The organism is Actinoplanes sp. NPDC051513, assembly GCF_044454685.1.
Classification (GTDB): Bacteria; Actinomycetota; Actinomycetes; order Mycobacteriales; family Micromonosporaceae; genus Actinoplanes.
This window is the reverse complement of sequence record NZ_JBITDW010000008.1, coordinates 112,934-137,241: the sequence shown is the minus strand read 5'-3', so window position 1 is coordinate 137,241 and position 24,308 is coordinate 112,934. Positions and strand designations below refer to the sequence as shown.

The 24,308-nt window shown below is 70.5% G+C and carries 26 protein-coding genes and 1 riboswitch; of the genes, 14 read left to right on the top strand and 12 right to left on the bottom strand.

Going from position 1 to position 24,308, the window contains the following annotated elements; genetic code table 11:
* Positions 1–7: 7 nt before the first annotated feature.
* Positions 8–469: a nuclear transport factor 2 family protein gene (locus tag ACIA5D_RS26000; protein WP_396032784.1), complete on the bottom strand. Its 462-nt coding sequence runs from the start codon at positions 467–469 to the stop codon at positions 8–10.
* 18 nt (positions 470–487) lie between these two features.
* Positions 488–871, bottom strand: coding sequence for a DoxX family protein (locus ACIA5D_RS25995; RefSeq protein WP_396032783.1), 384 nt, complete (start codon positions 869–871; stop codon positions 488–490).
* Between the two features lie 64 nt (positions 872–935).
* On the opposite strand from ACIA5D_RS25995, the gene sigJ reads away from it, so the two are divergent.
* Complete coding sequence (gene sigJ, locus ACIA5D_RS25990) at positions 936–1,781, top strand: RNA polymerase sigma factor SigJ (protein ID WP_396032782.1); 846 nt, start codon at positions 936–938, stop codon at positions 1,779–1,781.
* 130 nt (positions 1,782–1,911) lie between these two features.
* On the opposite strand, the gene ACIA5D_RS25985 is transcribed toward sigJ, so the two are convergent.
* The 4 genes from ACIA5D_RS25985 to ACIA5D_RS25970 are packed head-to-tail and all read right to left on the bottom strand — an operon-like array spanning position 1,912 to position 4,976.
* Positions 1,912–2,358, bottom strand: a complete 447-nt coding sequence (locus ACIA5D_RS25985) for a hypothetical protein (RefSeq protein WP_396032780.1) — start codon at positions 2,356–2,358, stop codon at positions 1,912–1,914.
* A gap of 10 nt (positions 2,359–2,368) precedes the next feature.
* The gene (locus ACIA5D_RS25980) at positions 2,369–3,490 is read right to left on the bottom strand and encodes an epoxide hydrolase family protein (protein ID WP_396032779.1); all 1,122 of its coding nucleotides are present in this window, start codon (positions 3,488–3,490) and stop codon (positions 2,369–2,371) included.
* Entirely contained in the window at positions 3,487–4,383 is an 897-nt protein-coding gene (locus ACIA5D_RS25975; RefSeq protein ID WP_396032778.1) for an LLM class flavin-dependent oxidoreductase, read from the bottom strand. The genes ACIA5D_RS25980 and ACIA5D_RS25975 overlap by 4 nt, the downstream gene beginning before the upstream one ends.
* Positions 4,380–4,976, bottom strand: a complete 597-nt coding sequence (locus ACIA5D_RS25970) for a TIGR03086 family metal-binding protein (RefSeq protein WP_396032777.1) — start codon at positions 4,974–4,976, stop codon at positions 4,380–4,382. Before ACIA5D_RS25970 ends, ACIA5D_RS25975 begins: the two co-directional genes overlap by 4 nt.
* Before the next feature lie 45 nt (positions 4,977–5,021).
* Between ACIA5D_RS25970 and ACIA5D_RS25965 the strand changes: the two genes are divergently transcribed.
* Positions 5,022–5,438 carry a MarR family winged helix-turn-helix transcriptional regulator gene (locus ACIA5D_RS25965; RefSeq protein WP_396032776.1) on the top strand — a complete coding sequence of 139 codons (417 nt, stop codon included), beginning with the start codon at positions 5,022–5,024 and terminating at the stop codon, positions 5,436–5,438.
* Here ACIA5D_RS25965 and rnhA read toward each other — a convergent pair.
* Positions 5,421–5,873 carry a ribonuclease HI gene (gene rnhA / locus ACIA5D_RS25960; RefSeq protein WP_396032774.1) on the bottom strand — a complete coding sequence of 151 codons (453 nt, stop codon included), beginning with the start codon at positions 5,871–5,873 and terminating at the stop codon, positions 5,421–5,423. The genes ACIA5D_RS25965 and rnhA overlap by 18 nt on opposite strands.
* 108 nt (positions 5,874–5,981) lie before the next feature.
* Between rnhA and ACIA5D_RS25955 the strand changes: the two genes are divergently transcribed.
* From ACIA5D_RS25955 to ACIA5D_RS25930, 6 genes are all read left to right on the top strand, one after another.
* Positions 5,982–6,965, top strand: coding sequence for an ABC transporter ATP-binding protein (locus tag ACIA5D_RS25955; protein WP_396032773.1), 984 nt, complete (start codon positions 5,982–5,984; stop codon positions 6,963–6,965).
* Complete coding sequence (locus ACIA5D_RS25950) at positions 6,962–7,708, top strand: ABC transporter permease (RefSeq protein ID WP_396032772.1); 747 nt, start codon at positions 6,962–6,964, stop codon at positions 7,706–7,708. The genes ACIA5D_RS25955 and ACIA5D_RS25950 overlap by 4 nt, the downstream gene beginning before the upstream one ends.
* Positions 7,709–7,832: 124 nt before the next feature.
* A complete protein-coding gene (locus ACIA5D_RS25945) occupies positions 7,833–8,669 on the top strand; it encodes an ABC transporter ATP-binding protein (RefSeq protein WP_396032771.1) in 837 nt (278 codons plus the stop codon).
* Positions 8,666–9,478, top strand: coding sequence for an ABC transporter permease (locus tag ACIA5D_RS25940; protein ID WP_396032770.1), 813 nt, complete (start codon positions 8,666–8,668; stop codon positions 9,476–9,478). Before ACIA5D_RS25945 ends, ACIA5D_RS25940 begins: the two co-directional genes overlap by 4 nt.
* Positions 9,457–10,608 (top strand): sensor histidine kinase, encoded by a 1,152-nt coding sequence (locus tag ACIA5D_RS25935; RefSeq protein WP_396032769.1) that lies wholly within the window; start codon positions 9,457–9,459, stop codon positions 10,606–10,608. The genes ACIA5D_RS25940 and ACIA5D_RS25935 overlap by 22 nt, the downstream gene beginning before the upstream one ends.
* Complete coding sequence (locus ACIA5D_RS25930) at positions 10,605–11,225, top strand: response regulator (protein ID WP_396032768.1); 621 nt, start codon at positions 10,605–10,607, stop codon at positions 11,223–11,225. Before ACIA5D_RS25935 ends, ACIA5D_RS25930 begins: the two co-directional genes overlap by 4 nt.
* 36 nt (positions 11,226–11,261) lie before the next feature.
* Here the strand turns inward: ACIA5D_RS25930 and ACIA5D_RS25925 are convergent, their stop codons facing one another.
* Both ACIA5D_RS25925 and ACIA5D_RS25920 read right to left on the bottom strand, forming a co-directional pair.
* Positions 11,262–12,110: an alpha/beta hydrolase gene (locus ACIA5D_RS25925; protein ID WP_396032767.1), complete on the bottom strand. Its 849-nt coding sequence runs from the start codon at positions 12,108–12,110 to the stop codon at positions 11,262–11,264.
* A 76-nt stretch (positions 12,111–12,186) separates the two neighbouring features.
* Positions 12,187–12,573, bottom strand: a complete 387-nt coding sequence (locus tag ACIA5D_RS25920) for a hypothetical protein (protein ID WP_396032766.1) — start codon at positions 12,571–12,573, stop codon at positions 12,187–12,189.
* A gap of 17 nt (positions 12,574–12,590) precedes the next feature.
* On the opposite strand from ACIA5D_RS25920, the gene ACIA5D_RS25915 reads away from it, so the two are divergent.
* Genes ACIA5D_RS25915 through ACIA5D_RS25900 form a run of 4 tightly spaced genes read left to right on the top strand, consistent with a single transcriptional unit; the run spans position 12,591 to position 15,644 of the window.
* Entirely contained in the window at positions 12,591–13,610 is a 1,020-nt protein-coding gene (locus ACIA5D_RS25915) for an FAD:protein FMN transferase (RefSeq protein ID WP_396032765.1), read from the top strand.
* A complete protein-coding gene (locus ACIA5D_RS25910; protein ID WP_396032764.1) occupies positions 13,607–14,200 on the top strand; it encodes a ferric reductase-like transmembrane domain-containing protein in 594 nt (197 codons plus the stop codon). The genes ACIA5D_RS25915 and ACIA5D_RS25910 overlap by 4 nt, the downstream gene beginning before the upstream one ends.
* Before the next feature lie 53 nt (positions 14,201–14,253).
* Positions 14,254–15,429, top strand: coding sequence for an NADH-ubiquinone oxidoreductase-F iron-sulfur binding region domain-containing protein (locus ACIA5D_RS25905; protein ID WP_396032763.1), 1,176 nt, complete (start codon positions 14,254–14,256; stop codon positions 15,427–15,429).
* Entirely contained in the window at positions 15,426–15,644 is a 219-nt protein-coding gene (locus tag ACIA5D_RS25900) for a ferredoxin (RefSeq protein WP_396032762.1), read from the top strand. The genes ACIA5D_RS25905 and ACIA5D_RS25900 overlap by 4 nt, the downstream gene beginning before the upstream one ends.
* 7 nt (positions 15,645–15,651) lie before the next feature.
* Here ACIA5D_RS25900 and ACIA5D_RS25895 read toward each other — a convergent pair whose 3' ends face one another.
* The gene (locus ACIA5D_RS25895; protein WP_396032761.1) at positions 15,652–15,870 is read right to left on the bottom strand and encodes an alkaline phosphatase; all 219 of its coding nucleotides are present in this window, start codon (positions 15,868–15,870) and stop codon (positions 15,652–15,654) included.
* 85 nt (positions 15,871–15,955) lie between these two features.
* Here ACIA5D_RS25895 and ACIA5D_RS25890 point away from each other — a divergent pair, with 85 nt between their 5' ends.
* Positions 15,956–17,149, top strand: a complete 1,194-nt coding sequence (locus ACIA5D_RS25890) for a hypothetical protein (RefSeq protein ID WP_396032760.1) — start codon at positions 15,956–15,958, stop codon at positions 17,147–17,149.
* 228 nt (positions 17,150–17,377) lie between these two features.
* Positions 17,378–17,457, top strand: a riboswitch (cyclic di-GMP riboswitch).
* Positions 17,458–17,614: 157 nt separating this feature from the next.
* On the top strand, positions 17,615–20,353 hold the full coding sequence (locus tag ACIA5D_RS25885; RefSeq protein WP_396032758.1) for a Calx-beta domain-containing protein: 2,739 nt from the start codon (positions 17,615–17,617) through the stop codon (positions 20,351–20,353).
* Positions 20,354–20,789: 436 nt separating this feature from the next.
* On the opposite strand, the gene ACIA5D_RS25880 is transcribed toward ACIA5D_RS25885, so the two are convergent.
* Positions 20,790–22,205 (bottom strand): DUF222 domain-containing protein, encoded by a 1,416-nt coding sequence (locus ACIA5D_RS25880; RefSeq protein WP_396032757.1) that lies wholly within the window; start codon positions 22,203–22,205, stop codon positions 20,790–20,792.
* A gap of 80 nt (positions 22,206–22,285) precedes the next feature.
* The gene (locus ACIA5D_RS25875; RefSeq protein ID WP_396033080.1) at positions 22,286–24,190 is read right to left on the bottom strand and encodes an ABC transporter ATP-binding protein; all 1,905 of its coding nucleotides are present in this window, start codon (positions 24,188–24,190) and stop codon (positions 22,286–22,288) included.
* Positions 24,191–24,308: the final 118 nt, after the last annotated feature.

Below are 24,308 nucleotides of genomic sequence, written 5' to 3'. Positions count from 1 at the left end.
GCCTGGCTCAGGGGTTCACCGGGATCTCGGGCACGTGCGGCGAGCCGGCGAGCGGCGTGGTGTCGGCGTATTTGATCTCGTAGGAGCGCTCGACGAACCGCCAGCCGTCCTCGGTCCGCTGGTAGCGGTCGTGGTAGATGGCGTAGTTCTGGTGTGACGAGCCGTCCTTGAAGCGGCCCAGCTCGGCGACGTAGGCCCGGCCGATCGCGGTGTCGCCGTCCACAACGATCGTGCCCGCGTGGGTGTTCTGGATGAAGAACTCCCACTGCGCCTGCATCCGGGCGATCCCGACGCGGATCCCCTCGCGGGTGGTGAGCTCGATGCCGGCCTGGGGGATTCGCCAGACCGCGTCGGGCACGAACAGGGCGGCCAGCCGGTCGTAGTCACGCATGGCGCCGGCGTCGGTGAACTCGCCCCGCAAGGCCTCGATCTCGAAGCGGTCCAGGACGTTCTGCAGGTCGATACTCATGTGGTTGCTCCTAACAGATCAGAAGAATCGTGACCAGGCCACGAAGGCGGACAGCCCCAGGAAGACCAGGTTGATCGCGACCGGCTGCATCTCACGCCGCCGCAGGTGGGTGACGATCGCGCCGGCCATCAGCAGGACCAGGCCGGTCGCGGCCAGCGGGGCCAGCACCGGCGCGATCCCGAGCGCGGCCGGAACCACCAGTCCCACGGCCGCGAGGATCTCCAGGACGCCGATGCCCTTGACCGATCGGGCGCTGAAGCGCGTGGCCCAGCCCATCCCGGCCGCGGCCAGCCGCTCCCGGGACCACACCAGCTTCAGCACGCCGCTGGCGAGGAAGGCCGCGGCCAGCGCCGCGGCGACGATCCAGAGGATGATGTTCATACCGACCTGACGAGACAGCACCGGCAAATGTCAGGCGGCCTCACAAATCGAGTCCCTGTTTCGTCGACATGGTGTGGAACGAGGCATGAGTGAACGCCGACAGCTGATCAACGTGGCGTACCGGCTGCTCGGGTCGCTGGCCGACGCCGAGGACGTGGTCCAGGAGACCTACGCGCGCTGGTACGCGCTGACCCCGGCCCAGCGGGACGAGATCGAGTCGCCGGTGGCCTGGATGACCCGGGTCGCCAGCCGCATCTGTCTGGACGTGCTCGGGTCGGCCCGGGTGCGGCGGGAACGCTACGTGGGCGAGTGGCTGCCCGAGCCGGTGCCGGACGAGGGGAGCGCCACCGACCCGGCGGACCGGATCACCCTGGACGAGTCGGTCAACATGGCGTTCATGGTCGTGCTCGAGTCGATGACCTCGGCCGAACGGGTCGCGTTCATCCTGCACGACGTCTTCCGCTACTCCTTCGCGGAGGTCGCCGAGGTCGTCGGGCGTACCCCGGCCGCCTGCCGCCAGCTGGCCTCGTCGGCCCGCCGGCGGGTCCGCACCTCGCCCGCGCCCGCCACGCCGCCCACCCGGGCCGGCGCGATCGTCCGCGACTTCAAGGAGGCGTGGCAGGCGGGCGACATCAACGCGCTGGTCGCGCTGCTGGACCCGGACGCCAAGGCGGTCGCCGACGGCGGCGGTCTGGTCGAGGCCACGCTCCACCCGATCGTCGGCGCCGAGGAGATCGCCCGCGGCCTGATGACAATTCTGGCCAGGATGCGGGACATGACGATGCTGCTCCGTACGGTCAACGGCCGGCCCGGCCTCGTCCTCCAGCAGGACGGCGTCACCGGGACGGTCATGGCCTTCGACATCGACGGCGACCGCATCACCCGGATCTGGGCGATCCGCAATCCCGAGAAACTCCGCCCGTGGACTTGATCGGGCCGCGCCCTAACGAGACCGCCTCCGCCGAGGCCTTCCGCCAGCCCTTCACCAAGGTCGACAAAACCTGCGCCGCCTGGATACGCCATCAGGTTTGAGGCCGCTTGATACGCGATCAGGCCTGAGGTCAGCCGCCGGGGCAGACGTCGTTGCTGCCGCTGTGGACCTGGCACGGCGGGTGGGGGTCGGAAACCCGGCGCATCTGGCGGGCGTGGTCGCCGGCTATGTGTGACTCGCGGACGATCAGCGCGCTCGGCGCCAGCAGCAGCACGAGCAGGGCCACGCAGGCCCAGCGCAGCGCCCGCCTGGTGAAGAACGCCGCGCCCAGAACGGGCAGGGCCAGCATGGCGATCGCGGCGACGGTGAGCATCGTGGCCCGCCGGTCGAGGTCGTCGGCGGTGGGCGCCTCCTTGACCAGGTGGTTGATCGCGCCGTCGGGCAGGAACGCGACCAGCAGATCGGGCTCGACGAAATACAGGGCCAGCGCGACCACGCCCAGCACGGCCAGCGCCAGGGCGGCGATCGCGAAGCCCTGCGAGACCCGCCCCCGCGTATCGTCGTCGGTGGATGTCATGGGCGACACCTTACGGAAGGCCCGCCGGCCAGGCTGCTCGTAGCTCCGTGACGAAGATCGCGGGCTGCTCGAGCGCGGCGAAGTGCCCGCCGCGGGCCGGTTCGTTCCAGTAGCGGATGTCCGGGAACCGGCGCGCCGCCCACCGCCGCGACGGCCGCGGATTTTCCCGGGGAAAGACCGAGCAGGCGGTCGGCACCCGGATGACGTCGGTGGCGTCCTCCCGGAACAGCGCCTGCACCTCGGCGAAGCTCTCCCGATAGAGCCGGGCCGCCGACGCGCCCGTCGCGGGCAGCCAGTAGAGCATCAGGTTGTCGAGGAACCGGTCGCGGTCGACCTCGCCGTCGGCCCAGGCGTGGAACTTCTCGGCGATCCACGTGCAGAGGGCCGCGGGCGAGTCGACCAGCGCGTACCCGATCGTCTGCGGCCGCGTGGACTGCACGAACGAATAGCCGTCCCCCGAGGCGGCCGCGGCCAGGTCGTCGATCGCGGACCGCTCGGCGTCGGTGAGGTCGTCGAGCGTCGCGGGGTCGGGCGCGACGAGGGGTGGCATCAAGTGGATCCCGATCAGCCGGGCCGGATGCCGCGCGCCCAGCGCCGCGCTGACGCTCGTGCCCCAGTCGTGCCCCTGGGCGATGAAGCGCTTGTAGCCCAGCCGTGTCATCAACGAGGCCCAGGCGTCCGCCGTTCGCGCGACCGTCCACCCCGGACCGGCCGGCTTCGCGCTGAACCCGTAGCCGGGCAGCGACGGGCACACCACGTGAAAGGCTGGCTCGCCCGCCGGCGGATCGGCGAGCGGCCCCACCACCTCGGCGAACTCGGCCACCGACCCCGGCCACCCGTGCGTCAGCACCAGCGGTGTCGCATCGGCCCGCGGCGACCGTACGTGCACAAAGTGGATCGCGAGCCCGTCGATCGCCGTCCGGAACTGCGGATGCCGGTTGAGCCGTTCGGCCGCCGCCGCGAAGTCGTAGCCGTCGGCCCAATAGGAGCAAAGCTCTTTCGCGTACGCCAACGGCGTCCCCTGTTCCCACCCGGGCGTCGTCGCCTCTTCGGGCCAGCGCGTGCGACGCAGCCGCTCGCGCAGGTCGTCTACGGCCGCGTCGCCGACCACCACCCGGAATTCGTCGATCACGAACGGCCTCCGGTTGGGCCACCGGATGGGCCCCCGGGTGGGCCGGCGGGTGGGCCTCCGGTTGGGCCTCCGGGTGGGCCGGCGGCGATGCGGGCCCGGACCTCGGCCATGCGGTCGGGGGAGTGGTGGGGCATCTCCCAGCGCGTTTCCATCCACCACGTGCAACCCGCCTCGGCCCACGGCGTCAGCAGCGCGGTGGCCCGGGCGGGATCGTCGGTGGGGGTCTCGCCCTCGGCGAGGATGTCCATGGTGGGCGGCGCGCCCTGTGCCGTCAGCCAACCGCGCATCTCGCGAACGGCCGACGTGCTCGGCTCGTGGCCGGGGATCACGCCGTCGCAGCGCAGCACCCGGCGCATCGACTTGAGGCGGGGCCAGATGGCCACCACCCAGATGGGGATTCGCTCCTGGACGGGACGGGCCACGTCGCCCAGGTCGTCGCGGCCGGTTTCGTACTGGTAGTAGGCGCCCGAGTAGGAGCGGGCGCCGGACCAGAGGGCTCGGATCAGGTCGATGCCCTCGTCCATCATCTCGGCGCGCAGGCGCAGGTCGGTGGGCTCGCCGGTGACGGGCAGATCGGTGGTGACGGCGCCGACGCCGATGGCTAGGACGGCGCGGCCGTTCGAGAGCTGGTCGAGCGTGGCGACCTGGCTCGCCACCTTCCACGGGCGGCGCCACGGCAGCGGCGTCAGCATTGTGCCCAGGCGGACGCGGGTGGTCTGGGCGGCCATCGCGGCGAGCAGCGACCAGGCGTCGACGCCGTACGCCGCTTCCCACACGAAGACGCCGTCCCACCCCGCCTGCTCGGCGAGGACGGCCAGGTCGAGCTGCTCGCGGGCGGTGCCGCCGGGGAGGATGATGCCTCTGGAGAGAGTGGCGCCGAGCCGTTGGGTCATGCGTCCTTGGTATCAGCACCCACCGACAATTTCCGGCCGAGCCGCAGCAGGATCTCCGAGAGGGGATCGGCGTCTGCGGGAACGGGCAAAGCGGGCGCGAAGGCGGCGCCCGGCGCGAGGCGGGACGCGTCGTCGGGCACGGACCGGGCCAGGGGCAGGGTGGCGGCGAGAACGGCGGGATCCGGGGCATAGGGCCGGCCGAGGGAAACGGCCACGTCCCACCCGTGCACCACGTAGTCGACCAGGTGGAACCCGATCGCCAGCCGGCCGGGGAAGGAAGCGCCGAACTCGGGCAGCTCGAACGTGCGGTCGAGGACCCCGGGCGCCGCGAAGGCGGACAGGACGAGATCGGCGGATGCCGCGTAATCCCGTACGGAATATGGCTTTGACGACCAGGCGGCGAGGTCGCCACCGTGACCCGACGCCGCCGCGGCAAAGCCGCGATGTTGCGCCGTCATGTGCGCGAGCAGCGCACCCAGATCCCACCCCGCGCAGGGCGTCGGCAGGGAAAGGTCGGCCGGGGTGAGGTCGGCGACGAGCTCGACGGTCGAGCGGACGGCGAGGGCGTCGAGAGCGATCAGATTAGTAGTCATACGCTTATCATCTACATGTGCTTACGATTTGGCAAGCGGAGGAGGATGCCGGATGTGGCGGAGACCGAGCGGGCCGACCTGGGTGCGATGGTGATGCGGCTGGGACGCCGGCTGCTCGCCATGGAGCAGCCGATTCTCGAGCACCACGGCGTGAGCATGTGGGCCTACGTCGTGCTGACCGGGCTGCGCGACGGCCCGGCCCGCGCCCAGGCGACCCTCGCGGCGGCGATCGGCGCCGACAAGACGCGGCTCATCCCGATCCTCGACGACCTGCAGAAACGCGGCCTCATCGAGCGCGATCCCGACCCGGTCGACCGCCGCGTGCGCCTTCTGCAGCTCACGGCCGAGGGGCGCCGGCTGCAGAAAGCGGTTCAGGGCGACATCAGAAAGGCGGAGGAAACGATCTTGGCGGAGACGGACGACCCCGAGGCGTTCATAGCCGCCCTACGAGCTCTTTCCTAGGGCCTCGGAAAGACCGCGGGCGGCCAGCCGGTCGGCCCGCTCGTTCTCGGGATGGCCCGCGTGCCCCTTCACCCAGTGCCACTGCACGTCGTGCCGGCGCACCGCCTGGTCCAGCCGTTGCCACAGGTCGACGTTCTTGACCGGCTGCTTGGCCGAGGTCAGCCAGCCGTTGGCCTTCCACTTCGGCAGCCACTTCGTGATCCCGTCCCGCACGTAGATACTGTCCGTGTACAACTTGACCGTGAGCGGGGCCCGGGTCAGCGCCTCGAGCGCGCTGATCGGCGCCATCAGCTCCATCCGGTTGTTGGTGGTCGACTGGGCGGTGCCGCCGCACATGTCCTTCTCCCGGCCGCCGTAGCGCAGCACGGCACCCCAGCCGCCGGGACCCGGGTTGGGCACGCACGCCCCATCGGTGTAGATCTCCACCTCGGTCATGCGAGCACCCTACCGACGGGGGAGAGTGAGGTCGGCCATCGGCGGGCCGCCCTCAGCGGGGTGTCAGCGGCGGGCACGTAGGGTGGCTGAGGCGGAAGGGGTCTGCGGGTGAAGAACAGCGCGGTCGAGGTGACGGATGTCGTCGTGCGCTACGGCGCCAAGACCGCCGTCGGCGCCAAGGTCGCGGTGGACAGGGTCTCATTGAGCGTGCCGCGCGGCCGGGTCCTGGCCCTGCTCGGGCACAACGGCGCCGGCAAGACGAGCCTGCTGCAGGTGTGCGAGGGCTTCCGCCGGCCCGACCAGGGCGCGTGCCGGGTGCTGGGCCTCGACCCGGTCGCCGATCACGACGCGCTGATGCCGCGCCTGGGCATCATGCTGCAGTCGGGCGGCTTCTATCCCTGGGCGACCGCCGCCGAGCTCCTCCACCTCTACGCGTCCTTCTCGGCGAACCCGATCGAGCCCGAGACGCTGATGGAGCGGCTCGGGCTGCACAAGACGGCCAAGACCCGCTACCGGCGGCTCTCCGGCGGCGAGCAGCAGCGGCTGAGCCTGGCGGTGGCGCTGATCGGCCGCCCCGAGCTGGTCTTCCTCGACGAGCCCACGGCGGGCATGGACACCGAGGCCCGGCACACGACGTGGCAGCTGATCGAGGAGCTGCGCGCCGACGGCGTCTCGGTCCTGCTCACGACGCACCTGCTCGACGAGGCCGAGCGCCTCGCCGACGACGTCGTCATCATGCGTGAGGGCCAGGTCGCGGCGACCGGCACCCCGGGCGAGCTCACGGCCGCGGCCGGCATCGACCTGCTGGAGGTACGGGCCGACGCCGGCCTCCAGCCCGCGCTCCCGTTCAAGGTCGCCGAGACCAGCCCGGGCGAGTACGCGATCACCGGCGCCCTCGACGCCGCCGCGATCGCCGACGTGCTGGCTTGGTTCGCCCGCGCCGGCGCCCAGGTCACGGCCGTGAACACCCGCCGGCGCACCCTCGAAGACGTCTACCTGGCCCTGACGGCCCAAAACACGGCGGCCCAAAACACGGCGGCCCAAAACACGGCGGCCCAAAGCATGACGGCAGGGGAGGCAGCGGCCCGATGACCACCTTCGCCCCGGCCCCGGCGCGCAACACCACCACGGCGATCCTGCGCAGCCAGATCAGGATGGAGCTGATCCTCACGGCCCGCCGCGGCGAGGCCGTCGTGCTCGCCATGGGCGTCCCGTTGCTGGTCCTGCTCGGCGCCGGCCTCACCGACGTCACCAACGTGCCCGGCGGCGACCGCCTCGCCTACGTGGTGCCCGGCGTCCTCGCGCTGACCGTCATGTCCACCGCGTTCACCGGCCAGGCCATCACCACCGGGTACGAACGCAGCTACGGCGTCCTCAAGCGACTCGGCGCCTCCCCGCTGACCCGCCCCGGCCTGCTCTTCGCCAAGACGGCCGCGATCCTCGCCCTGATCGTGGTGCAGCTGCTGGTGCTGACGGCGGTCGGCGTGGCCGTCGGCTGGCACCTCCACATCGGCCAGATCCTCCCCGCGCTCGGCATCACCGTGCTGGCCACCGCGGCGTACAGCGGCCTGGCCCTGCTGTTGGCCAGCGTGCTCAAGCCCGAGACCACCACCGGCCTGGCCACCCTGATCTACGTGCTGATGCTGGCCGCCGGCGGCATCATGTTCGCCGCGCCCGGACAGATCGCCGAGTTCCTGCCGCTGGCCGCGCACGCCGAGGCTCTGCGCGCCACGTTGTCGCACGACCAGCCGGTGCCGCTGGGCTCCTGGGCGAGCCTCGCGGTGTGGGCGGCCGTCTGCGTGATGGCGGCGGCCAAGAAGTTCCGCTGGGAGTAAGGCGCTCTGGTGCCCGCGGCGGCCAAGTCGCTCCGTTGAGCGGCGCATCCACCGATCGATGGACAACCGCTGACGGCCACGCGGTCGTTCCGCCCGGCCATGGCCGGCGAGCACGATCAGAGCCATGGAAGCCATTGAAGTCAGGGGACTTCGCAAGACGTACCCGGGTCACGAAGCCGTCCGCGGCATAGACCTCAGCGTCACGCGCGGCGAAGTGTTCGCGCTGCTCGGCCCGAACGGCGCCGGGAAGACCACGACCGTGGAGATCCTCGAGGGCCACCGGCGGCGCAGCGGGGGCGACGTCACCGTGCTCGGCGAGGACCCGGGCACGGCCGGCCGCGCCTGGCGGGCCCGCATCGGGATCGTCCTGCAGGACACGGACGACGCCGCCGACCTCACCGTCGCCGAGATGGTCAAGCACGTGGCCGGCTTCTACCCCGATCCCCGGGCGGCCGCCGAGGTGATCGACCTGGTCGGCCTCACCGAGAAGGCGAAGAGCAAGATCCGCGCGCTCTCCGGCGGGCAGCGCCGCCGCGTGGACGTGGCGCTCGGCATCGTCGGCCGCCCCGAGCTGCTCTTCCTCGACGAGCCCACGACCGGCTTCGACCCCGCGGCCCGCCGCCAGTTCTGGGACCTGATCCGCGCCCTGGCCGCCGAGGGCACCACGATCCTGCTCACCACCCACTACCTGGAGGAGGCCGAGGCGCTCGCCGACCGCCTTGCGGTCCTGGCGGGCGGCCTCATCGTCGCCGAGGGCACCCCGGCCACGCTGGGCGGGCGGGCGAACTCCGGCGCCAAGGTCAGCTGGCGGGAGGGCGGCGTGGCCAAGACCGAGCAGGTGGCCGACCCCACCGAGCTGATCAGGCACCTCGTCAAGATCGACGCCGACCTGACGACGCTCACGATCACCCGCCCCACCCTCGAGGACGTCTACCTCAACCTGATCGGAGCCGGCCGATGACCGCCGTCCAGATTCTGCCGTCGACCGCGATGACGGGTCTGTCGCGCGGCCGGGTGGAGATCCTTCAGTTCGTCCGCGACCGCACCGCCATGGTCTTCACCTTCGCGTTCCCGGCCATGCTGCTCCTGCTGTTCGGCACGATCTTCGGCGACTCCTACGACGAGACCGGCGTCAGCGCCAGCCAGGTCTACAGCGCCAGCATGATCGCGTACGGGATCCTCTCCACGGCCTTCATCACGATGGGCTCCGGCGTGGCGATGGACCGCGAGGACGGCACCCTGAAACGGCTCCACGGCACACCGATCACGTCGTCGGCGTACCTCTTGGGGAAGTTGATCCTGGTTCTGGTCCTGAGCGTCACGGAGGCCGCCGTCCTGATCCTCGTCGGCATCCTGGTCTTCGACATGCCGGTGCCGGACGCCGCGCATTGGCTGACGTTCGCCTGGCTGTTCCTGCTGTCGACCTTCGCCTGCACGGCCTGCGGCATCGCGGTCAGCGCGATCGTCAAGCACGCCCGCACGGCGGGCGCGATCCTCAACGTGCCGGTGGTGGCGCTGCAGTTCATCTCGGGCGTCTTCATCCACCCGATCACGCAGCTGCCCGGCTGGCTGATCACGGTGGCGTCGATCTTCCCGGTCAAGTGGATGAGCCAGGGCTTCCGGTACGTGTTCCTGCCGGACAGCATGAAACAGTTCGAGGCGGCGGGGCAGTGGGAACTGGGCAGGACGGCCTTGGTGCTCGGTGCGTGGTGTGTGATCGGATTGGTGCTGTGCCTGGTGACGTTCCGATGGACCGAGAAAGATCGGTGACCGTCGGCGAGGCCCACGTGCGTTACTCACAGTGGTGGGACGTGTACTTCGGTGTGGTCGCGGTGGCGGTGGCCACCGCGATCCTCATCAACGACAGTCACGCCTTGTGGCGCCGGCTCCTCGCGACCGGCGTCATCGCCGTGATGATGATCCTGCACGCGGTGGTCGGCCGCCGTTTCGTGCGGCGCGACGCCGAGGCGGTCTCTCTGGCGATCGTCCAGATACTTCTCTTCGCCGTAGCGGCCGCGGCCATCCCCTTCGCCACCTGGCTGCTCTTCGCGATGATCCCGATGATCTTCCAGCTCACGGACATCAAGAAGGCCATCCCGCTGGTCGTCGTGGTCAACCTGGTGACACCCGCGATCGACCTGGTGATCTCGCCGGAGAGCTTGCCGGGCGACCTGATGATCGCGCTGATCTCGGCCGCCGCCGGCATCTGGCTGGGCTTCTGGATCATCCGGGTGATCGAGCAGAACGTCGAGCGCGGCCAGCTCATCGCCGAGCTCGAGGCTTCGCGGGCCGAGGTGGCGCGGCTGTCGCACGAGGCGGGGGTGGCGGCCGAGCGCGCCCGCCTGGCCGGCGAGATCCACGACACGCTCGCACAGGGGTTCACCAGCATCATCACGCTGCTCCAGGCGGCCGACCCGGCGTTGCGCGACGAGCGGCTCGCGCTCGCGGTTCGCACCGCGAAGGAGAACCTGGCCGAATCGAGGGCCTTGGTGGCCGCGTTGACGCCGGCTGCGCTGACCGAGGGGTCACTGCCCGATGCCGTACGCCGTCAGGCGGCGCGCTTCGCGGAGGAGACGGGCACGCCCGCGACCGTGCGCGTGACCGGCGACGAGCGCGCGCTGCCGACGAAGGTGGAGGTCGTGCTGCTGCGCGCCGCCCAGGAGGCGTTGACGAACGTCCGCCGCCACGCCGGGGCCCGCGAGGCGGCGGTGCTACTCGCCTATGCTCCGGCGTCCGTGCGGCTCGTGGTGCGCGACGACGGGCGCGGCTTCGACCCGGCGGCGGCCGACGGGTTCGGCCTCAACGGGATGCGGGCCCGCGCCGACCAGGTTTCCGGTGTGCTGACCGTGCGCAGCGACCCCGACACGGGTACGACGATCGAGTTGGAGGTGCCGGCGTGACTATCCGGATCCTGCTGGTGGACGACCATCCCGTCGTACGCCATGGTTTGCGCGGCATGCTCGACGCCGAGCCGGACCTCGTGGTGGTGGGTGAGGCCGGTTCGGGCGACGCGGGCGTCTCGCTCGCGGCGGCCGAAAAGCCGGACATCGTGCTGATGGACCTGCGCATGCCCGACGGCGACGGCGTCTCCGCCACCGAGCACATCCTCGCCGCCGTCCCCGGCACGAAGGTGATGGTCCTGACCACCTACGAGTCCGACCGCGACATCCTGCGCGCCATCGAGGCCGGCGCCTGCGGCTACCTGCTCAAGGACGCCTCGCCGGCCGAGCTCGCCGACGCCGTGCGGGCCGCGCATCGGGGCGAGACCGTGCTGGCCCCGAGCGTCGCGTCCACATTGGTGCGTCAGGTACGCCAACCGGCGCCGCCCGCGCTGTCGGCGCGGGAGGCCGAGGTGCTGCGACTGGTGGCGAGCGGCCTGACCAACGCCGACATCGGCAGGCGGCTGTTCATCTCGGAAGCGACCGTGAAGACCCACCTGCTGCGGGTCTTCAACAAGCTCGACGTGGCCGACCGCACCGCCGCGGTGACGACGGCGATGCGGCACGGCCTGTTGTAGGGGCTACTTGTAGGGGCTACTTGTAGGGGTGTAGGGCTACCGCTCGCTGAACCGCTGCACGAAGGCGAGCGCCGTGTTCGCTACCTCGAGCCAGCCGCTGTCGATGGTCAGCGAGTGCCCGCGGTCGGGGATCGAGGCGAACTCGGTCACCCCGCTGTTCTTCTGCTGGATCTTGTAGTTGGCCTCGACGATGGCCGGCGGCACGGTGTGGTCCCGGGCGCCCGAAATGATCAGCATCGGGCCGCGGTACGCGTTCTCGTGGTCGACCTTGACCTGGCTCCACGGGTTGAAGTTCGCCACCGCGCCCTGGAACAGCGGTGCGCCCGGGGCGGGGACGGCGAACTCCTCGTACAGCAGGTGGGCTTCTTCCTCGCTGACGGCGTTGGCGAACGCGTACCGGAACTGCTCGTAGGTCAGCGGGATCGCCTTGTGGTAGTTGGCCGGGTTCTTCAGCACCGGCGAGGCCGAGCGCAGCGTGGAGACCGGCAGCGGCAGGACGCCCTGGAACGGCGCCGAGTCGATCCCCACGGTCGCGTTGGAGAGGCCGCGCCCGGCGATGATCTGCGCGAGCAGGCCGCCGAACGAGTGCCCGATCACCGCGGGCTGCTTGTCGAGCTTGCCGATGATGTCGGTGTAGTGGTCGGCGACCTGGCCGACGGTCTTGCCGGCGAGCACCTCGGGATGCGCGTTGGCCTCCGCGACGGTCTCGGGGTCGTCGGGCCAGCCGGGGGTGATCGGCGCATAGCCGGCGGCCTTGAACACCTCGGCCCAGCGCTCCCAGCTGTTCGGCAGCAGCCAGAGCCCGTGGATGAAGAGGACGGGCGTGAGGCCGCTCGCGTTGACCTGCTCGATGTCGTCGAGCGTGTGCTGCGGGATGTCGGTCATTGTGGATCCCCCTCGATTCGTTGCTTCGGGAATCAACTTAGGGAGGTGGACACCCTCACCGATACCGCCATTCGACCTAGATCACAGTGACCCGGCCTTCACAGCCGGCGCGCAGGATCCGCACAGGCAAGAGCGAGACCCGGCGCGCAGGATTCCTTTCGTCGTCAACGCCAGTCATCAACGAAAGAGGGTGAGCTACGCAGATGAAGCGGGAGACCGGACTGCGGCGGACTTCGCTGATCACCGGCGCCTTGGTCGCGGCGAGCGTGGCCGGCACGGTGGCGGTCGGAGTGGCCGCCCATGCCGCCGACACGTCTACCTCAACAACATCCACGACATCCACCACCACCGACGATTCGTCCTCGTCGTCCTCGTCGTCCTCGTCTTCTTCTTCCTCCTCCTCGTCGTCGGGCGACAGCTCGCCGACGCTGTCGTCGGGCGGGGACAGCAGCGGCCAGGCCACCTCGGGAGGGTCCTGACATGCCTCTCGTCGAGACACTGCCGATCGGCGCGGACACCGCGCAGTGGTCCGTCTGGGGAACCGTCGCCCGGATCGTGGTCACCGACCCGCGCCGGCTCGCCGAGGCGACCGACCTGGTCAAGGCCGAGCTGGCCGCCGTCGACGCGGCGTGCAGCCGGTTCCGCGACGACTCCGAGCTGCGTAGGGCCTGCCGGGCCGGCGGGTGTCCGGTCGCGGTCGGCCCGCTGCTCGCGCAACTGGTGGCCGCGGCGCTCGACGCGGCCCGGGACACCGACGGCGCCGTCGACCCGACCGTGGGCGGGGCGCTGTGCGGGCTCGGCTACGACCGGGACTTCGCGGCGCTGACCGGGCGGGCGGTGGCGCCCGCGGTGCGGGTCTTCGCCACCCCGGATTGGCGGGCCGTGCGCTTGACCGATCGGGGACTGCCCGCCCGGCACCTGGCCGATCGGGGGCTGGCCGATCGGGGGCTGGCCGATCGGGGGCTGGCCGATCGGGGGCTGGCCGATCGGGGGGCGGCCGGCTGGGAGTTGACGGTGCCCGAAGGGGTGCTGCTCGATCTGGGTGCGACCGCGAAGGCGGTGGCGGCCGACCGGGCCGCCGCCCGAGTGGCGGAGCGGCTCGGCGTGGGCGTGCTGGTCGCGCTGGGCGGCGACATAGCCACCGCCGGCCCGGCGCCGGCGGGCGGGTGGACGGTCCTGGTTCAGGACCGTCCGGGCGATCCGGCAGATACCGTACGGCTCCCGGCCGGCGCCGCGCTGGCGACGTCGAGCACGGCCGGCCGCACCTGGGGACGCCCCGGCGAGCTGCTGCACCACATCGTCGACCCGCGCACCGGGCGGCCCGCGCCGACCGTGTGGCGGACCGTCTCGGTGGCGGCCAACAGCTGCCTGCGGGCCAACACGCTCAGCACCGCCGCGGTCGTCCGCGGCCATGCGGCGCCCGACCTGCTCGGCCGCGTGCCGAGCCGCCTGGTCACGCCGAGTCTCGACGTGCTGCGCCTGGGCGGGTGGCCGTCGTGACCGACGCGCTGTGGTATTTCGCCCGCGGCTCGGGCGTCGTCTCGCTCGTGCTGCTCACGATCGTGGTCGCGCTGGGCATCGGCGCCCGGTCCGGCAAGCCGGCGTTCAACCTGCCGCGCTTCGCGGTCAGCCTGCTGCACCGCAACGCGGCCCTGCTGGCGGTCGTCTTCCTGGCCGGCCATGTGATCAGTCTGCTCTTCGACCCGTACGCCCAATTGCGCCTTTTTGAGCTGATAGTGCCGTTCGTCGGGAACTACCGTCCGGTCTGGCAGGGCCTCGGCACGCTCGGATTCGATCTCATGATCGCGATCGTGGTCACGAGCCTGCTGCGCCACCGCCTCGGCACGCGTGCCTGGCGGGCGGTGCACTGGCTGGCCTACCTGTGCTGGCCGGTCGCGCTGCTGCATGGCCTCGGCACCGGAACCGACAACGGCGCCTGGTGGCTCTGGGCGATCTCGCTGACCTGCGCCGGCGTCATCACCGCGGCCGTGGTCTGGCGCCTCTCGCCCGCTTTCACCCGTTTCCCGGCTCGCAAGGAGCGCCGCGTGGCGCTGCGCCTGCAGCCGCAGCTCGAGGAGGTTTCCCGATGACCCGCGTCCCGAGGAAGTTTCCCGATGACCCGCGTCCCTGAGGAGGTTTCCCGATGACCTGCGTGACGGAAGCGCCCAGCCGTCTCCTCTCCGGCGACGGCAGTCTCGACAGCCACCTGGCCCGGCACGGCCGCCTCCCTTTGCTCGACGGCAACCAGATGGTCGGGATGGCCCGCGACTCCGGCCTGACCGGACGCGGCGGCGCCGGCTTCCCGCTGTGGCGCAAGCTGACCTCGGTGGCTTCCCCCGCGGTCGTGATCGCCAACGGTGCCGAGGGGGAGCCGGCCAGCGCCAAGGACCGCATGCTGCTGACCCACCAGCCCCATCTGGTGCTCGACGGCCTGCACCTGGTCAGCTGCGCGACCGGCGCAAGCGCCGCCCATCTCTACGTCCCCGCCGCCCTTCATCAGGGCTTGCGCGACGTGCTCGCCGCCCGCCGCGGCGCCGGCCTCGACTCACTGCCGGTCACGCTGACCGCCGCTCCCGACGCCTTTGTGTCCGGCGAGGAGACCGCGGCGGCTTCCGCGGTCACCGGCGGCGGCGCGATCCCGGCCGACAAGCGGGACCGGCTCGCCGCCACCGGCACGCTCGTGCAGAACGTCGAGACCCTCGCCCACCTCGCCCTGATCGCGCGCTACGGCCCCGGCTGGTTTCTCGCCGCGGGCACCGCCGACGAACCCGGCACCTTCCTGGCCACGGTCAGCGGCGCGGTCGCCCGGCCCGGCGTGATCGAGGCCGGCTACGGCGTGCCGCTCGGCGACCTGATCGCGGCGGCCGGGGGAGCGACCGCCGATCTGCAGGCGGTGCTGGTCGGCGGCTACCACGGTGGCTGGGTGCCGGCCGACCCCGCGTTGCCGGTGAGCCGGCAGGCGCTCGCGCCGTTCGGGGCGTCGCCCGGCGCCGGCGTGATCGTCGCGCTGCCGTCTCACGCCTGCGGCCTCGCCCAGACCGCCAAGATCGCCGGCTATCTGGCCGACCAGGTGGCCGGGCAGTGTGGGCCGTGCATAAACGGGCTGCCGCGGATGGCCCAGACGCTGCGGGATCTTGTCGCTGGGCGAGGCCGTCCGGCCGAGGTCGAGCGCCTCGCGCGGCTGGTGACCGGGCGGGGCGCCTGCCGTCACCCCGACGGGACCGCCCGGTTGGTCCTGAGCGCTATGCGCGCCTTCGAAGCCGACGTCGCGGCGCACCTCAACGGGCGCTGCCTCGTGACAAGAGGGGGCTGGCGATGAGCCGCTTGCACATCGACTGGACGGCCTGCGACGGCCGCGGCGTCTGCACCGAGTTGCTCGAGGAGATGCTGGTTGAGGACGACTGGGGCTACCCGGTCGCCCGCGACGGCCAGCGGGAGCCGGTGGTGCCGCCGCCGCTGGAGGCAGCGGCGAAGCAGGCGGTGGATCGCTGCCCGATGCTCGCGCTCCGCCTGCTCCGCCTGCTCCGCCGCTGACCGGGTGTTACTTCAGACCCAGTGCCCGCTTCATGGTGAAGAACAGGTCGGTCTGGTTGGTCACGCCGAGCACGTTGGCCGCCTGCGGGCCGCCGGCGGCGATCCGCACCTCGGTGCCGGTGTGCTGCTGCGAGCCGGTGATCTCCGCGGTGGCGTAGCTGATCGTCATGTTGGCGTTGTCCGCCGTGATCAGCGTGGCGGTGTAGCCGAGCGTGGTGGTCTCCACGATCTGGCTGGTGTGGCCGCAGGTGGATCTCGGTCGACGTGTCGGCGAACTCGGCCGACTTTCGGCAGCCTTCTAGGATCGGTCGATGGCTCGGGCGGGACGGCTGGCGCGGCTTACAGCCGCGATCATGATCAGCGTGGTCGCGCTGGCCGGCGCGGTCCGGCTGGTCGGTCCCGCAGAGACCAATTCATCCGTACGGCGTCAGCAGACGTTCCTGCGTTCGGCGCTGGAGGACGGCGCCGCCACCCAGGCGCAGCAGCAGTTCCCCGAGGGCTATTTCTTCTCGTACGCCCTCTACGGCCTCACCGCCGTCAACCTCGGCGACCTGGATGAGGCCCGCTGGGCCCTGACCCACCTGGACTCCTCCGCGGCGCGCGAGCCCTTCGACGCCGGCCTCAGCCCGCAATACGGCGTCTTCTACCGGGGCTGGCTCAACTACCTGCGCGGCGCCATCCTCTCCCTGCAGCCGCGCGGAACCGCCGACCCCGCCTTCGAACGCGACTCCGCCGATCTGTCCGCCGCCTTCGACGCGTCGCCGGTTCCGTTCCTGGCCGCCTACCCCGGCCAGGCCTGGCCGGTCGACTCCACGGTCGCGATCGCCTCGCTCGCCCTGCACGACAAGCTGCAGCCCCCTCGCTACGGCGCCACGGTCACCCGCTGGCTCTCCGGCGTCCGCGTGAATCTGGACCCCGCCACCGGCCTGATGCCGCACACCGCCGACGTGGAAACCGGCGCTTTCACCTCCGGCGCCCGCGGCACTTCCCAGAGCATCATCCAGCGATTCCTTCCCGAAATAGACAGTTCGTTTGCCCGCGACCAATACTTGACATTTCGGACAAAATTCCTATCAAGGCCTTTAGGTCTAGGACCGGCCATCCGGGAATATCCGCACGGAATCTCCGGCCCCGCCGATGTCGATTCCGGCCCGCTTCCCCTGGGCATCTCTTTCCCCGCCACAGTCGTCACCCTCGGCGCCGCCCGCGTACAGGGGGATCGCTCTTTGGCTTCGGGCCTGGCCAACTTCGGCGAGGTCTTGGGCATCCCGCTCGACACCTGGCACACCCGCCGCTACGCCCTGGGCGTCCTCCCCCTCGGCGACGCCTTCCTGGCCTGGTCGAAGTCCGCCCGCCCGCTGGCCGCGAATGCCCAGCCCGCCCCGCCCGCCGCCCTCTCCTGGTGGTGGCGCGCCCCTTTGCTGCTGCTCTTCCTCCTGATCGCCGCCGCCCCCTGGCTGCCCGCGATCATTCGTCACCGCCGCGCCGCCCGATCCGCATCTTGAGCGCCCGCGATTATCCGTCGCCGCCGCGCCGCCCGATCCCCGTTCCGAAATCCGAGGACGTGCACTGCGGCACCTTGCCCGGATTTAAGCCGGAAAAATGCGTTCCGCCGGTAACGCCGTTATATGCCGGTTAGATTACGGAAGGCGCGGCCTCATGCCCGATGTTGTCGGGCATTTGCGCTGCTGGAGCCGGACATCCCCGGCGCCCCGAGCCGCCCTCAGGTGCGGTACCCGAACAGGCAAACCCGCGGCAACGCGGGGACGCAAAGCTAGGGGCCTCCCCCGACGGAGGCAGCCCAGCCGCCGAAGGAGAAAGAAAGCATGCGCTATCGAGAAGACCATGCGGCCAGAAGCGGCTGGGTTCCGCTTCCGCTGCGTGGTTCAAGGCCGGCGCGAGCGGTCCTGACGACCGCCGTCGCCGCCGCAATCGGCCTCGTGCCGGCCATCTTTATTGCCTCGCCGGCGATGGCGGTATCCGTGACCGGCGACATCACGTACACGACGCCGGTCACCATCGTCGAGGGTCAGAATGCCGCGATCCCCCTGACCTGGGCCGGCAATGTGGGTGCCGGGACGGTCGCGACTCCGGACAGCAACCTGACCTACGCGACGGTCGATGGCACCGCCAAGGCGCCGTACGACTACACCAGCACCACCGGGACGATCTCATGGACCGGAACCACAGGTGCGACCGCGTCGATCACGGTGCCGACGATCGATGACACCACGGACGAGGCCGAGCCCGAGAGCTTCACGGTCAACATCTTCGATCCGGACGCGTCGACGACGGTTCCGATCGAGACGGTCACCGTGAACGTGAGCGACAACGACAACGGGCCCACGTACACCATGGCGGCCAACAAGACGACCGTCGTCGAGGGCACCGACACCCAGGTGACGGTGACGGTGACACTCGGCGCGGCGTCCGAACAGAACGTCACCATCCCGATTGCGACCGAGGACGCGACAGCCAAGGCGGGCTCGGACTACACCCTCTACTCGACCCCGCTGGTGTTCACGCCGGGCCAGACGGTGAAGACCTTCAACGTCGCCCTCACGAACGACACCACCGACGAGGACGATCAGACGTTCAAGATCAAGGCCTCGGCCGGAACGAACGTGACCGGAGTCGCCGACCCGATCACGATCACGATCCAGGACGAGGACGCGGCGCCGACGGTGTCGTTCACCGGTCCCTCGACCACGGTGACCGAAGGTGGGGATCTGAACCTCCCCGTCTCGCTCTCCGCCGCGTCGGACAAGACCGTCACGGTGAAGTACGACACGAGCGACTACGCGTCCGGTGACCAGCCGGTCGGCGAGGGCATGGCCACCGCCGGCAAGGACTACACGGCGGTCGCCGCCGGAACCGTCACCTTCGCCCCCGGCGACACGTCGAAGAACGCGGTCGTGAAGACGACCGCCGACGACCTCGACGAGATCACGCCGGAGGACTTCCGGGCGACGCTGTCGGCGCCGAACAACGCGACGCTGGGCGCCACCACCACGACGATCGGAAAGATCGCGGACCCGGGTTCGACGACCTCGCCGACCGTGACGCTGTCGCCGAAGAGCGTGACCGAGGGGAACACCGGCACGTTCGTGGCGCAGACCTTCACCGTCACGCTGTCGAAGGCCTCCGGCAAGACGCAGATCGTGCACTGGGCCGCGTCGAAGGCCGGCCCCGACACCACTACGGCGGACGTCGACTTCAAGCTCGCCAGCGGTGACCTCACCTTCGCCCCGGGCGACCTGTCCAAGACGTTCACCGTGGACGTCATGGGCGACAAGATCGACGAGGTCGACGAGACCTTCACCATCACGCTCGGCAACGGGGCGGGCGCCACGCTCTCCTCCGCGACGGGTGACCTCAAGGCCAACCCCGTCACCATCACCGACGACGACGCCAAGCCGACCTTCACGGTCAACAACGTGTCGACGCCGGAGGGCAACAACGCCTCGGTGGCGCTTTACACCGTCGCCCTGTCCAACCCGACCTCCACGGCCCTGACCTGGAGCGCGGTGCAGACCGACGACACGGCGAAGAGCAACGCCACCGGCAACCCGGCGACGGCCTTCGGTACGGACGACTACGCCGTTCCGGTCGGTACCTTCAGCATCCCGGCGGGCCAGACCAACGGCTACGCCTTCGTGCTGGTCAACGGTGACGCGATCTACGAGGGCGACGAGACCGCGTCGATCAAGTTCACGCCTACCGTGGGCGGCTCGGCGGTCACCGGCACCTCGGCGACCGGTCAGCTGATCCTCAAGAACGACGACACCGCTCCCGTGCTCGAGGTGCTTCCGGCCTCCGGCAAGGAGGGTGACTCCATCGCGGTCAAGGGTGTGATCACCGGTCAGTCGCAGACCCCGCTGAGCTTCACCATCGGCTACATGGGCAAGGCGATCGGCTCCGCCAAGGCGGCCTCGGCGGACGACTTCGTCAACCCGGGCGCCAAGGTCGTCGACGTCGTGGCCGGCACGGCCATCGGCACGCAGCTCGACCTCGGCACGCTGAAGGTCAACACCGACACCGTCAAGGAAGGGCCGGAGACCATCGAGGTCAGCGGCTTCGGTCTCGGCAACGTCGGCACCGTCAAGCCGGGTGTGGTCACCATCGCCGGCGACGACGGGTCGCTCCCGACCGAGCCGGGCGAGCCCGGCACGGGCGCGGTGACGATCTCGGCACCGAAGAACATCGTCGGCGCGGTCACCGTGACGATCGAGGGCAAGGCGCCGGCCGACAGCCCGGTCGACCTCTGGGCCGCCCCGATGGGCGGTGGTGGCGAGCTCAAGAAGATCCTCTCCACCAAGAGCGACAAGGACGGCCACTACTCGTTCGACCGCTGGATCGGCGAGGGCTACCGCTTCGCGGCCGCCTCGGGCAAGGACCAGTCGGACGAGGTCATGGTCACCGTCACGCAGAACCCGGTCTTCGTGGCCAGCTCGCCCTCGAAGGGCATGCTGAGCCTCGCGGTCCAGGGCAACCCGCGTGGCCCCGGCCAGACCGTCATCGTGCAGCGCGCGATGAGCGGCAAGTGGGTCAACGCGTGGCGCGGCACCACCGGCAGCGACAACATCTGGCGTGGTAGCGCCAAGCTCGCTTCCGGCACCGTGGTGACCGTCCGGGCCTTCGTCGCCGGCTACACGCCGGACGGCCTGGCCCCGGGCTACACCGCCGCCAAGAAGATCATCATCAAGTAAGCACCACCTGACCGAACAAAGGCGGGGGCGGCCACTGGCCGCCCCCGCCGCTTCGCGTTCGCGAATTCCCAGTCCAGACCCGAACCGAAGGATGCCAAGCGCGACAGAGTCCCTGCCGCGACCAGCAAGCGGCGCTGGGAATGCGGTGCGCGAAAACGGGCGGCGGCGTGGTGCGCGGCGGCGAGCGGCGCGGCTGCGCGGTGGGCGAGTGGTGTGGTGCGCCGCGTCGGGTGGCGCCGGTGCCCGACGGGCGAGTGGCGTGGTGCGCGGCGGCGAGCGGCGCGGCTGCGCGGTGGGCGAGTGGTGTGGGTGCCCGACGGGCGAGTGGCGTGATGCGCGGCGGCGAGCGGTGTGGTGCGCGGCAGGGGGTGCGCGAGGCGGCCAGCGCGGATCCGCTACGGCCGGCGGCGCAGGCTTCGTGGCGTGTTGGGGCGGCCTACGTTCGCGGGTGGAAGAGGTTGCGGCGGGGGCGCTGCTGTGGGTCTATCCACGGTGGGGGCACGAAAACGGGTAGCCGGTCTTTGCCGAGATGCGCTTGCCACCCGCCGGCCGGGGCGTGTAGCAGGCGGTGATGGTGTCGGCAGAGCAGGACCAGGTTGTCCAGGTCGGTCCTGCCGCCGTCGGACCAGGGACGCAGGTGGTGTGCGTCGCACCAGCGCGAGGGGCGGTCGCAGCCGGGGAAGGCGCAGCCGCCGTCGCGGACGGTCAGGGCTCGGCGTAGGGCGCCGTGGGCCAGGCGTCGGCTGCGGCCGGCGTCCAGGACCTGGGAAGCGCTGCCCAGGATCAGCGGCAGGATGCGGGCGTCGCAGGCGAGGCGGCGTGTCGTCGCGGCGGAGATGCGTTCGTCGTCGGGCAGGACACCGACGCCTAGCTGGCCGGGTTGGGCGTGAGCGCTCGGCTGGCCGGGTCGCCCGTGAGCGGCCAGCCGGCCGGGCTGGGCGGGGATGCTCAGCTGGGAGGCGAGCGGAGCGAACGGGATGGTCAGCGCCAGCTGGGGCGGCTCGCCGCCGTCGTGGGGGAGCTCGCCGGTTCGCAGGGCCAGGCGGCACACGTCGATCAAGGCGTCGGCGCGGCGTTGCGGGAAGGAGCGGTCGTCGTCTGGCATCGGGCCGCAAAGAGGCTGCAGGGCGGCGCTCACGATGGCGGCGTCCTCGACGCCCAGGGCGCCGGACAACCGGACCAAACCCTCGACTGGCAGCGAGAGCGTGAGGGAACGCCGGGGATGGGCGCGAGCTTCCGCTCGGCGCAGAGCCGCCTCGTCGGCCAGTTCGGCGATCTCGGGGGCGACGTGCGCCAGGATGCGATCGCCCAACTTGCGCAGCTGGTAGGCGGGGAACTGGGCCGCCATCTCGATCAGAGTGGATTCCGCATGGTTGGCGACTCGATCGGGATCCAGGTGACTTGGGTCGTCGCTGTCGGTTGCGGGCACGCGGGCGGCGGTGGCGTCTGGCTCTGTCGCGGCCAGTGCGTCGGAGAGGGCGTATGGGACGGCGTTGACAGCGGCAGCGATTGTGGTGGCCTGGCGTATGTCCAGAAGGCCGTCGATCAGGGCGCGCTCGACTGCTGGTCTTGTTTGCAGGATGGCGGCGGCCTCGGCCAGATCGCGAGCCGGCCGATGGTCCAGGCGCAATTGGTCGCGCAGCCAGGCAGCGGGGGTGCGATGGCCGTGTTTCGTGGGAAGCTCCCGGAGGGTGGCCTCGCGGACGACGCGGATCTGGAGGGCGGCGACGGTCTGCTGTAGACGGTGGGTTGCTCGCAGAAGATCCAGCAGCTCGGCGTCGGGCAGGGGCCACAGCGAAGAGTCGGCCGCCTTGGTGGCTTCCTCTTCCCATCTGTGGACCGTGTCGAGCATGCCTCAAGTATCGAACATGCGTACGACAAAAGTGGGCGAGTGCGGGCTGAGGTGCCCGCACTCGCCAAGGAAATACACGGTCAGTCGACCTCGGCTACTGCCTGGGCGAACTGGGCGGAATAGAGCCGGGCGTACGCCCCGTCGGCCGCGATCAGCTCGTCGTGGGTGCCCTGCTCGACGATGCTGCCGTGCTCCATCACGAGGATCACGTCGGCGTCGCGGATGGTGGAGAGCCGGTGCGCGATCACGAAGCTCGTCCGGCCGCTGCGCAGCGTGTTCATGGCCCGCTGGATCAGCACCTCGGTGCGGGTGTCGACCGAGCTGGTGGCCTCGTCGAGGATGAGGATGCTCGGCTCGGCGAGGAACGCCCGCGCGATCGTGATCAGCTGCTTCTGGCCGGCGCTGACGTTCGAGCCCTCCTCGTCGATCACCGTGTCGTAGCCGTCGGGCAGCATCCGCACGAAGTGGTCGACGTGCGCCGCCTCGGCCGCGGCCCGCACCTGGTCCATGTCGAACGAGTCGGCGCCGTACGCGATGTTCTCGGCGATCGTCCCGCCGAACAGCCACGTGTCCTGCAGGACCATGCCGATCTGCTCGCGCAGTTCCTCCCGCGGCATCGAGTTGATGTCCACGCCGTCCAGCTTGATCCGCCCGGAGTCGACGTCGTAGAACCGCATGATCAGGTTGACCAGGGTGGTCTTGCCGGCGCCGGTCGGCCCGACGATCGCCACCGTCTGCCCGGGCTCGGCCACCAGCGACAGGTGCTCGATGAGGGGCTTGTCCGGCAGGTAGCGGAACGACACGTCCTCGAAGGCAACCCGCCCGTCGGCCCGCTCCAGGTTGACAAAGGGCGGTTCGGGCGACTGCTCGGGCGCGTCGAGCAGGGCGAACACCCGCTCAGCCGACGCCACGCCGGACTGGATCAGGTTGGCCATCGAGGCGACCTGGGTCAGCGGCTGGCTGAACTGGCGCGAGTACTGGATGAACGCCTGCACCTCGCCGAGCGACAGGTTGCCGGATGCCACCTGCAGGCCGCCGACGACCGCCACCAGCACGTAGTTCAGGTTGCTGATGAACATCATCGCGGGCTGGATGAGGCCCGAGATGAACTGGGCGTGGAAGCTCGACGCGTACAGCTTGTCGTTGTGCTCCTCGAACGTCCGCCGGGCCTCGTTCTGCCGGCCGAAGACCTTCACCAGCGAGTGGCCGGTGAACATCTCCTCGATGTGGCCGTTCAGCTTGCCGGTCGTCTTCCACTGGGCGACGAAGTTGGGCTGCGAGCGCTTGCCGATGAACGTGGTCACGAGGATCGACACCGGAACCGTGACCAGCGCGATCAGCGCGAGCAGCCACGAGATCCAGAACATGAACCCGAGCACGCCGACGATCATCAGCAGGGCCGTGACCAGCTGGGCGAACGTCTGCTGGAGGGTCTGCGCGATGTTGTCGGTGTCGTTGGTAGCCCGGCTGAGCACCTCGCCGCGCGCCTGCTGGTCGAAGTACGACAGCGGGAGCCGGGACAGCTTCGCCTCGACATCCTCCCGCAGCCGGTAGACGGCCTTCTGTACGACGGTCGCGGTGAGCCGGCCCTGGAAGACGCCGAACAGCCAGGCGCACAGGTAGACGACCGCCACCCAGCCGAGCAGGTGCAGCAGCTTGTCGAAGTCGATGCCCTGGCCGGGGATGAAGTCGATCGCGGAGAGCAGGTCGGCGCGGGTGTTCTCGCCGTTGGCCCGCAACTGCTCGACAATCTGCGCCTTGCTGACGCCCTCCGGCGTCGATTTGCCGATCACGCCGGAGAAGATGATGTCGGTGGCGTGGCCGAGCAGGCGCGGGCCGGAGACCGACAACGCGACGCTGGCGACGCCGAACAGCAAAACCAGAGAGACCAAGGCACGGTACGGCTTGAGCAAGCTGAGCAGCCGCTTGGTGGACCCCTTGAAGTCCTGCAGCTTCTCGGGCGGCCCGCCGGCGCCCATCATCATCCGGGCCGCGGGCGGACCTCCGACGGGAGGGCCCTCGCGACGAGTTGGGGCAGTCACGCTGTGCCTCCAAAACCAGACCAAGAAACCTTTACGCGATCACGACACTCGCTTCGCTCGG

What these genes read in the sequence shown, in the direction of transcription:
- ACIA5D_RS25970 (WP_396032777.1), bottom strand. Translation starts at nt 4,976, where the DNA reads ATGACTACTAATCTGATCGCTCTCGACGCCCTCGCCGTCCGCTCGACC.
- ACIA5D_RS25900 (WP_396032762.1), top strand. Translation starts at nt 15,426, where the DNA reads ATGAGCCGCTTGCACATCGACTGGACGGCCTGCGACGGCCGCGGCGTC.
- ACIA5D_RS25915 (WP_396032765.1), top strand. Translation starts at nt 12,591, where the DNA reads ATGCCTCTCGTCGAGACACTGCCGATCGGCGCGGACACCGCGCAGTGG.
- sigJ (WP_396032782.1), top strand. Translation starts at nt 936, where the DNA reads ATGAGTGAACGCCGACAGCTGATCAACGTGGCGTACCGGCTGCTCGGG.
- ACIA5D_RS25935 (WP_396032769.1), top strand. Translation starts at nt 9,457, where the DNA reads ATGGACCGAGAAAGATCGGTGACCGTCGGCGAGGCCCACGTGCGTTAC.
- ACIA5D_RS25985 (WP_396032780.1), bottom strand. Translation starts at nt 2,358, where the DNA reads ATGACATCCACCGACGACGATACGCGGGGGCGGGTCTCGCAGGGCTTC.
- rnhA (WP_396032774.1), bottom strand. Translation starts at nt 5,873, where the DNA reads ATGACCGAGGTGGAGATCTACACCGATGGGGCGTGCGTGCCCAACCCG.
- ACIA5D_RS26000 (WP_396032784.1), bottom strand. Translation starts at nt 469, where the DNA reads ATGAGTATCGACCTGCAGAACGTCCTGGACCGCTTCGAGATCGAGGCC.
- ACIA5D_RS25965 (WP_396032776.1), top strand. Translation starts at nt 5,022, where the DNA reads ATGCCGGATGTGGCGGAGACCGAGCGGGCCGACCTGGGTGCGATGGTG.
- ACIA5D_RS25905 (WP_396032763.1), top strand. Translation starts at nt 14,254, where the DNA reads ATGACCTGCGTGACGGAAGCGCCCAGCCGTCTCCTCTCCGGCGACGGC.
- ACIA5D_RS25875 (WP_396033080.1), bottom strand. Translation starts at nt 24,190, where the DNA reads ATGATGATGGGCGCCGGCGGGCCGCCCGAGAAGCTGCAGGACTTCAAG.
- ACIA5D_RS25890 (WP_396032760.1), top strand. Translation starts at nt 15,956, where the DNA reads ATGGCTCGGGCGGGACGGCTGGCGCGGCTTACAGCCGCGATCATGATC.
- ACIA5D_RS25880 (WP_396032757.1), bottom strand. Translation starts at nt 22,205, where the DNA reads ATGCTCGACACGGTCCACAGATGGGAAGAGGAAGCCACCAAGGCGGCC.
- ACIA5D_RS25940 (WP_396032770.1), top strand. Translation starts at nt 8,666, where the DNA reads ATGACCGCCGTCCAGATTCTGCCGTCGACCGCGATGACGGGTCTGTCG.
- ACIA5D_RS25975 (WP_396032778.1), bottom strand. Translation starts at nt 4,383, where the DNA reads ATGACCCAACGGCTCGGCGCCACTCTCTCCAGAGGCATCATCCTCCCC.
- ACIA5D_RS25945 (WP_396032771.1), top strand. Translation starts at nt 7,833, where the DNA reads ATGGAAGCCATTGAAGTCAGGGGACTTCGCAAGACGTACCCGGGTCAC.
- ACIA5D_RS25885 (WP_396032758.1), top strand. Translation starts at nt 17,615, where the DNA reads ATGGCGGTATCCGTGACCGGCGACATCACGTACACGACGCCGGTCACC.
- ACIA5D_RS25925 (WP_396032767.1), bottom strand. Translation starts at nt 12,110, where the DNA reads ATGACCGACATCCCGCAGCACACGCTCGACGACATCGAGCAGGTCAAC.
- ACIA5D_RS25950 (WP_396032772.1), top strand. Translation starts at nt 6,962, where the DNA reads ATGACCACCTTCGCCCCGGCCCCGGCGCGCAACACCACCACGGCGATC.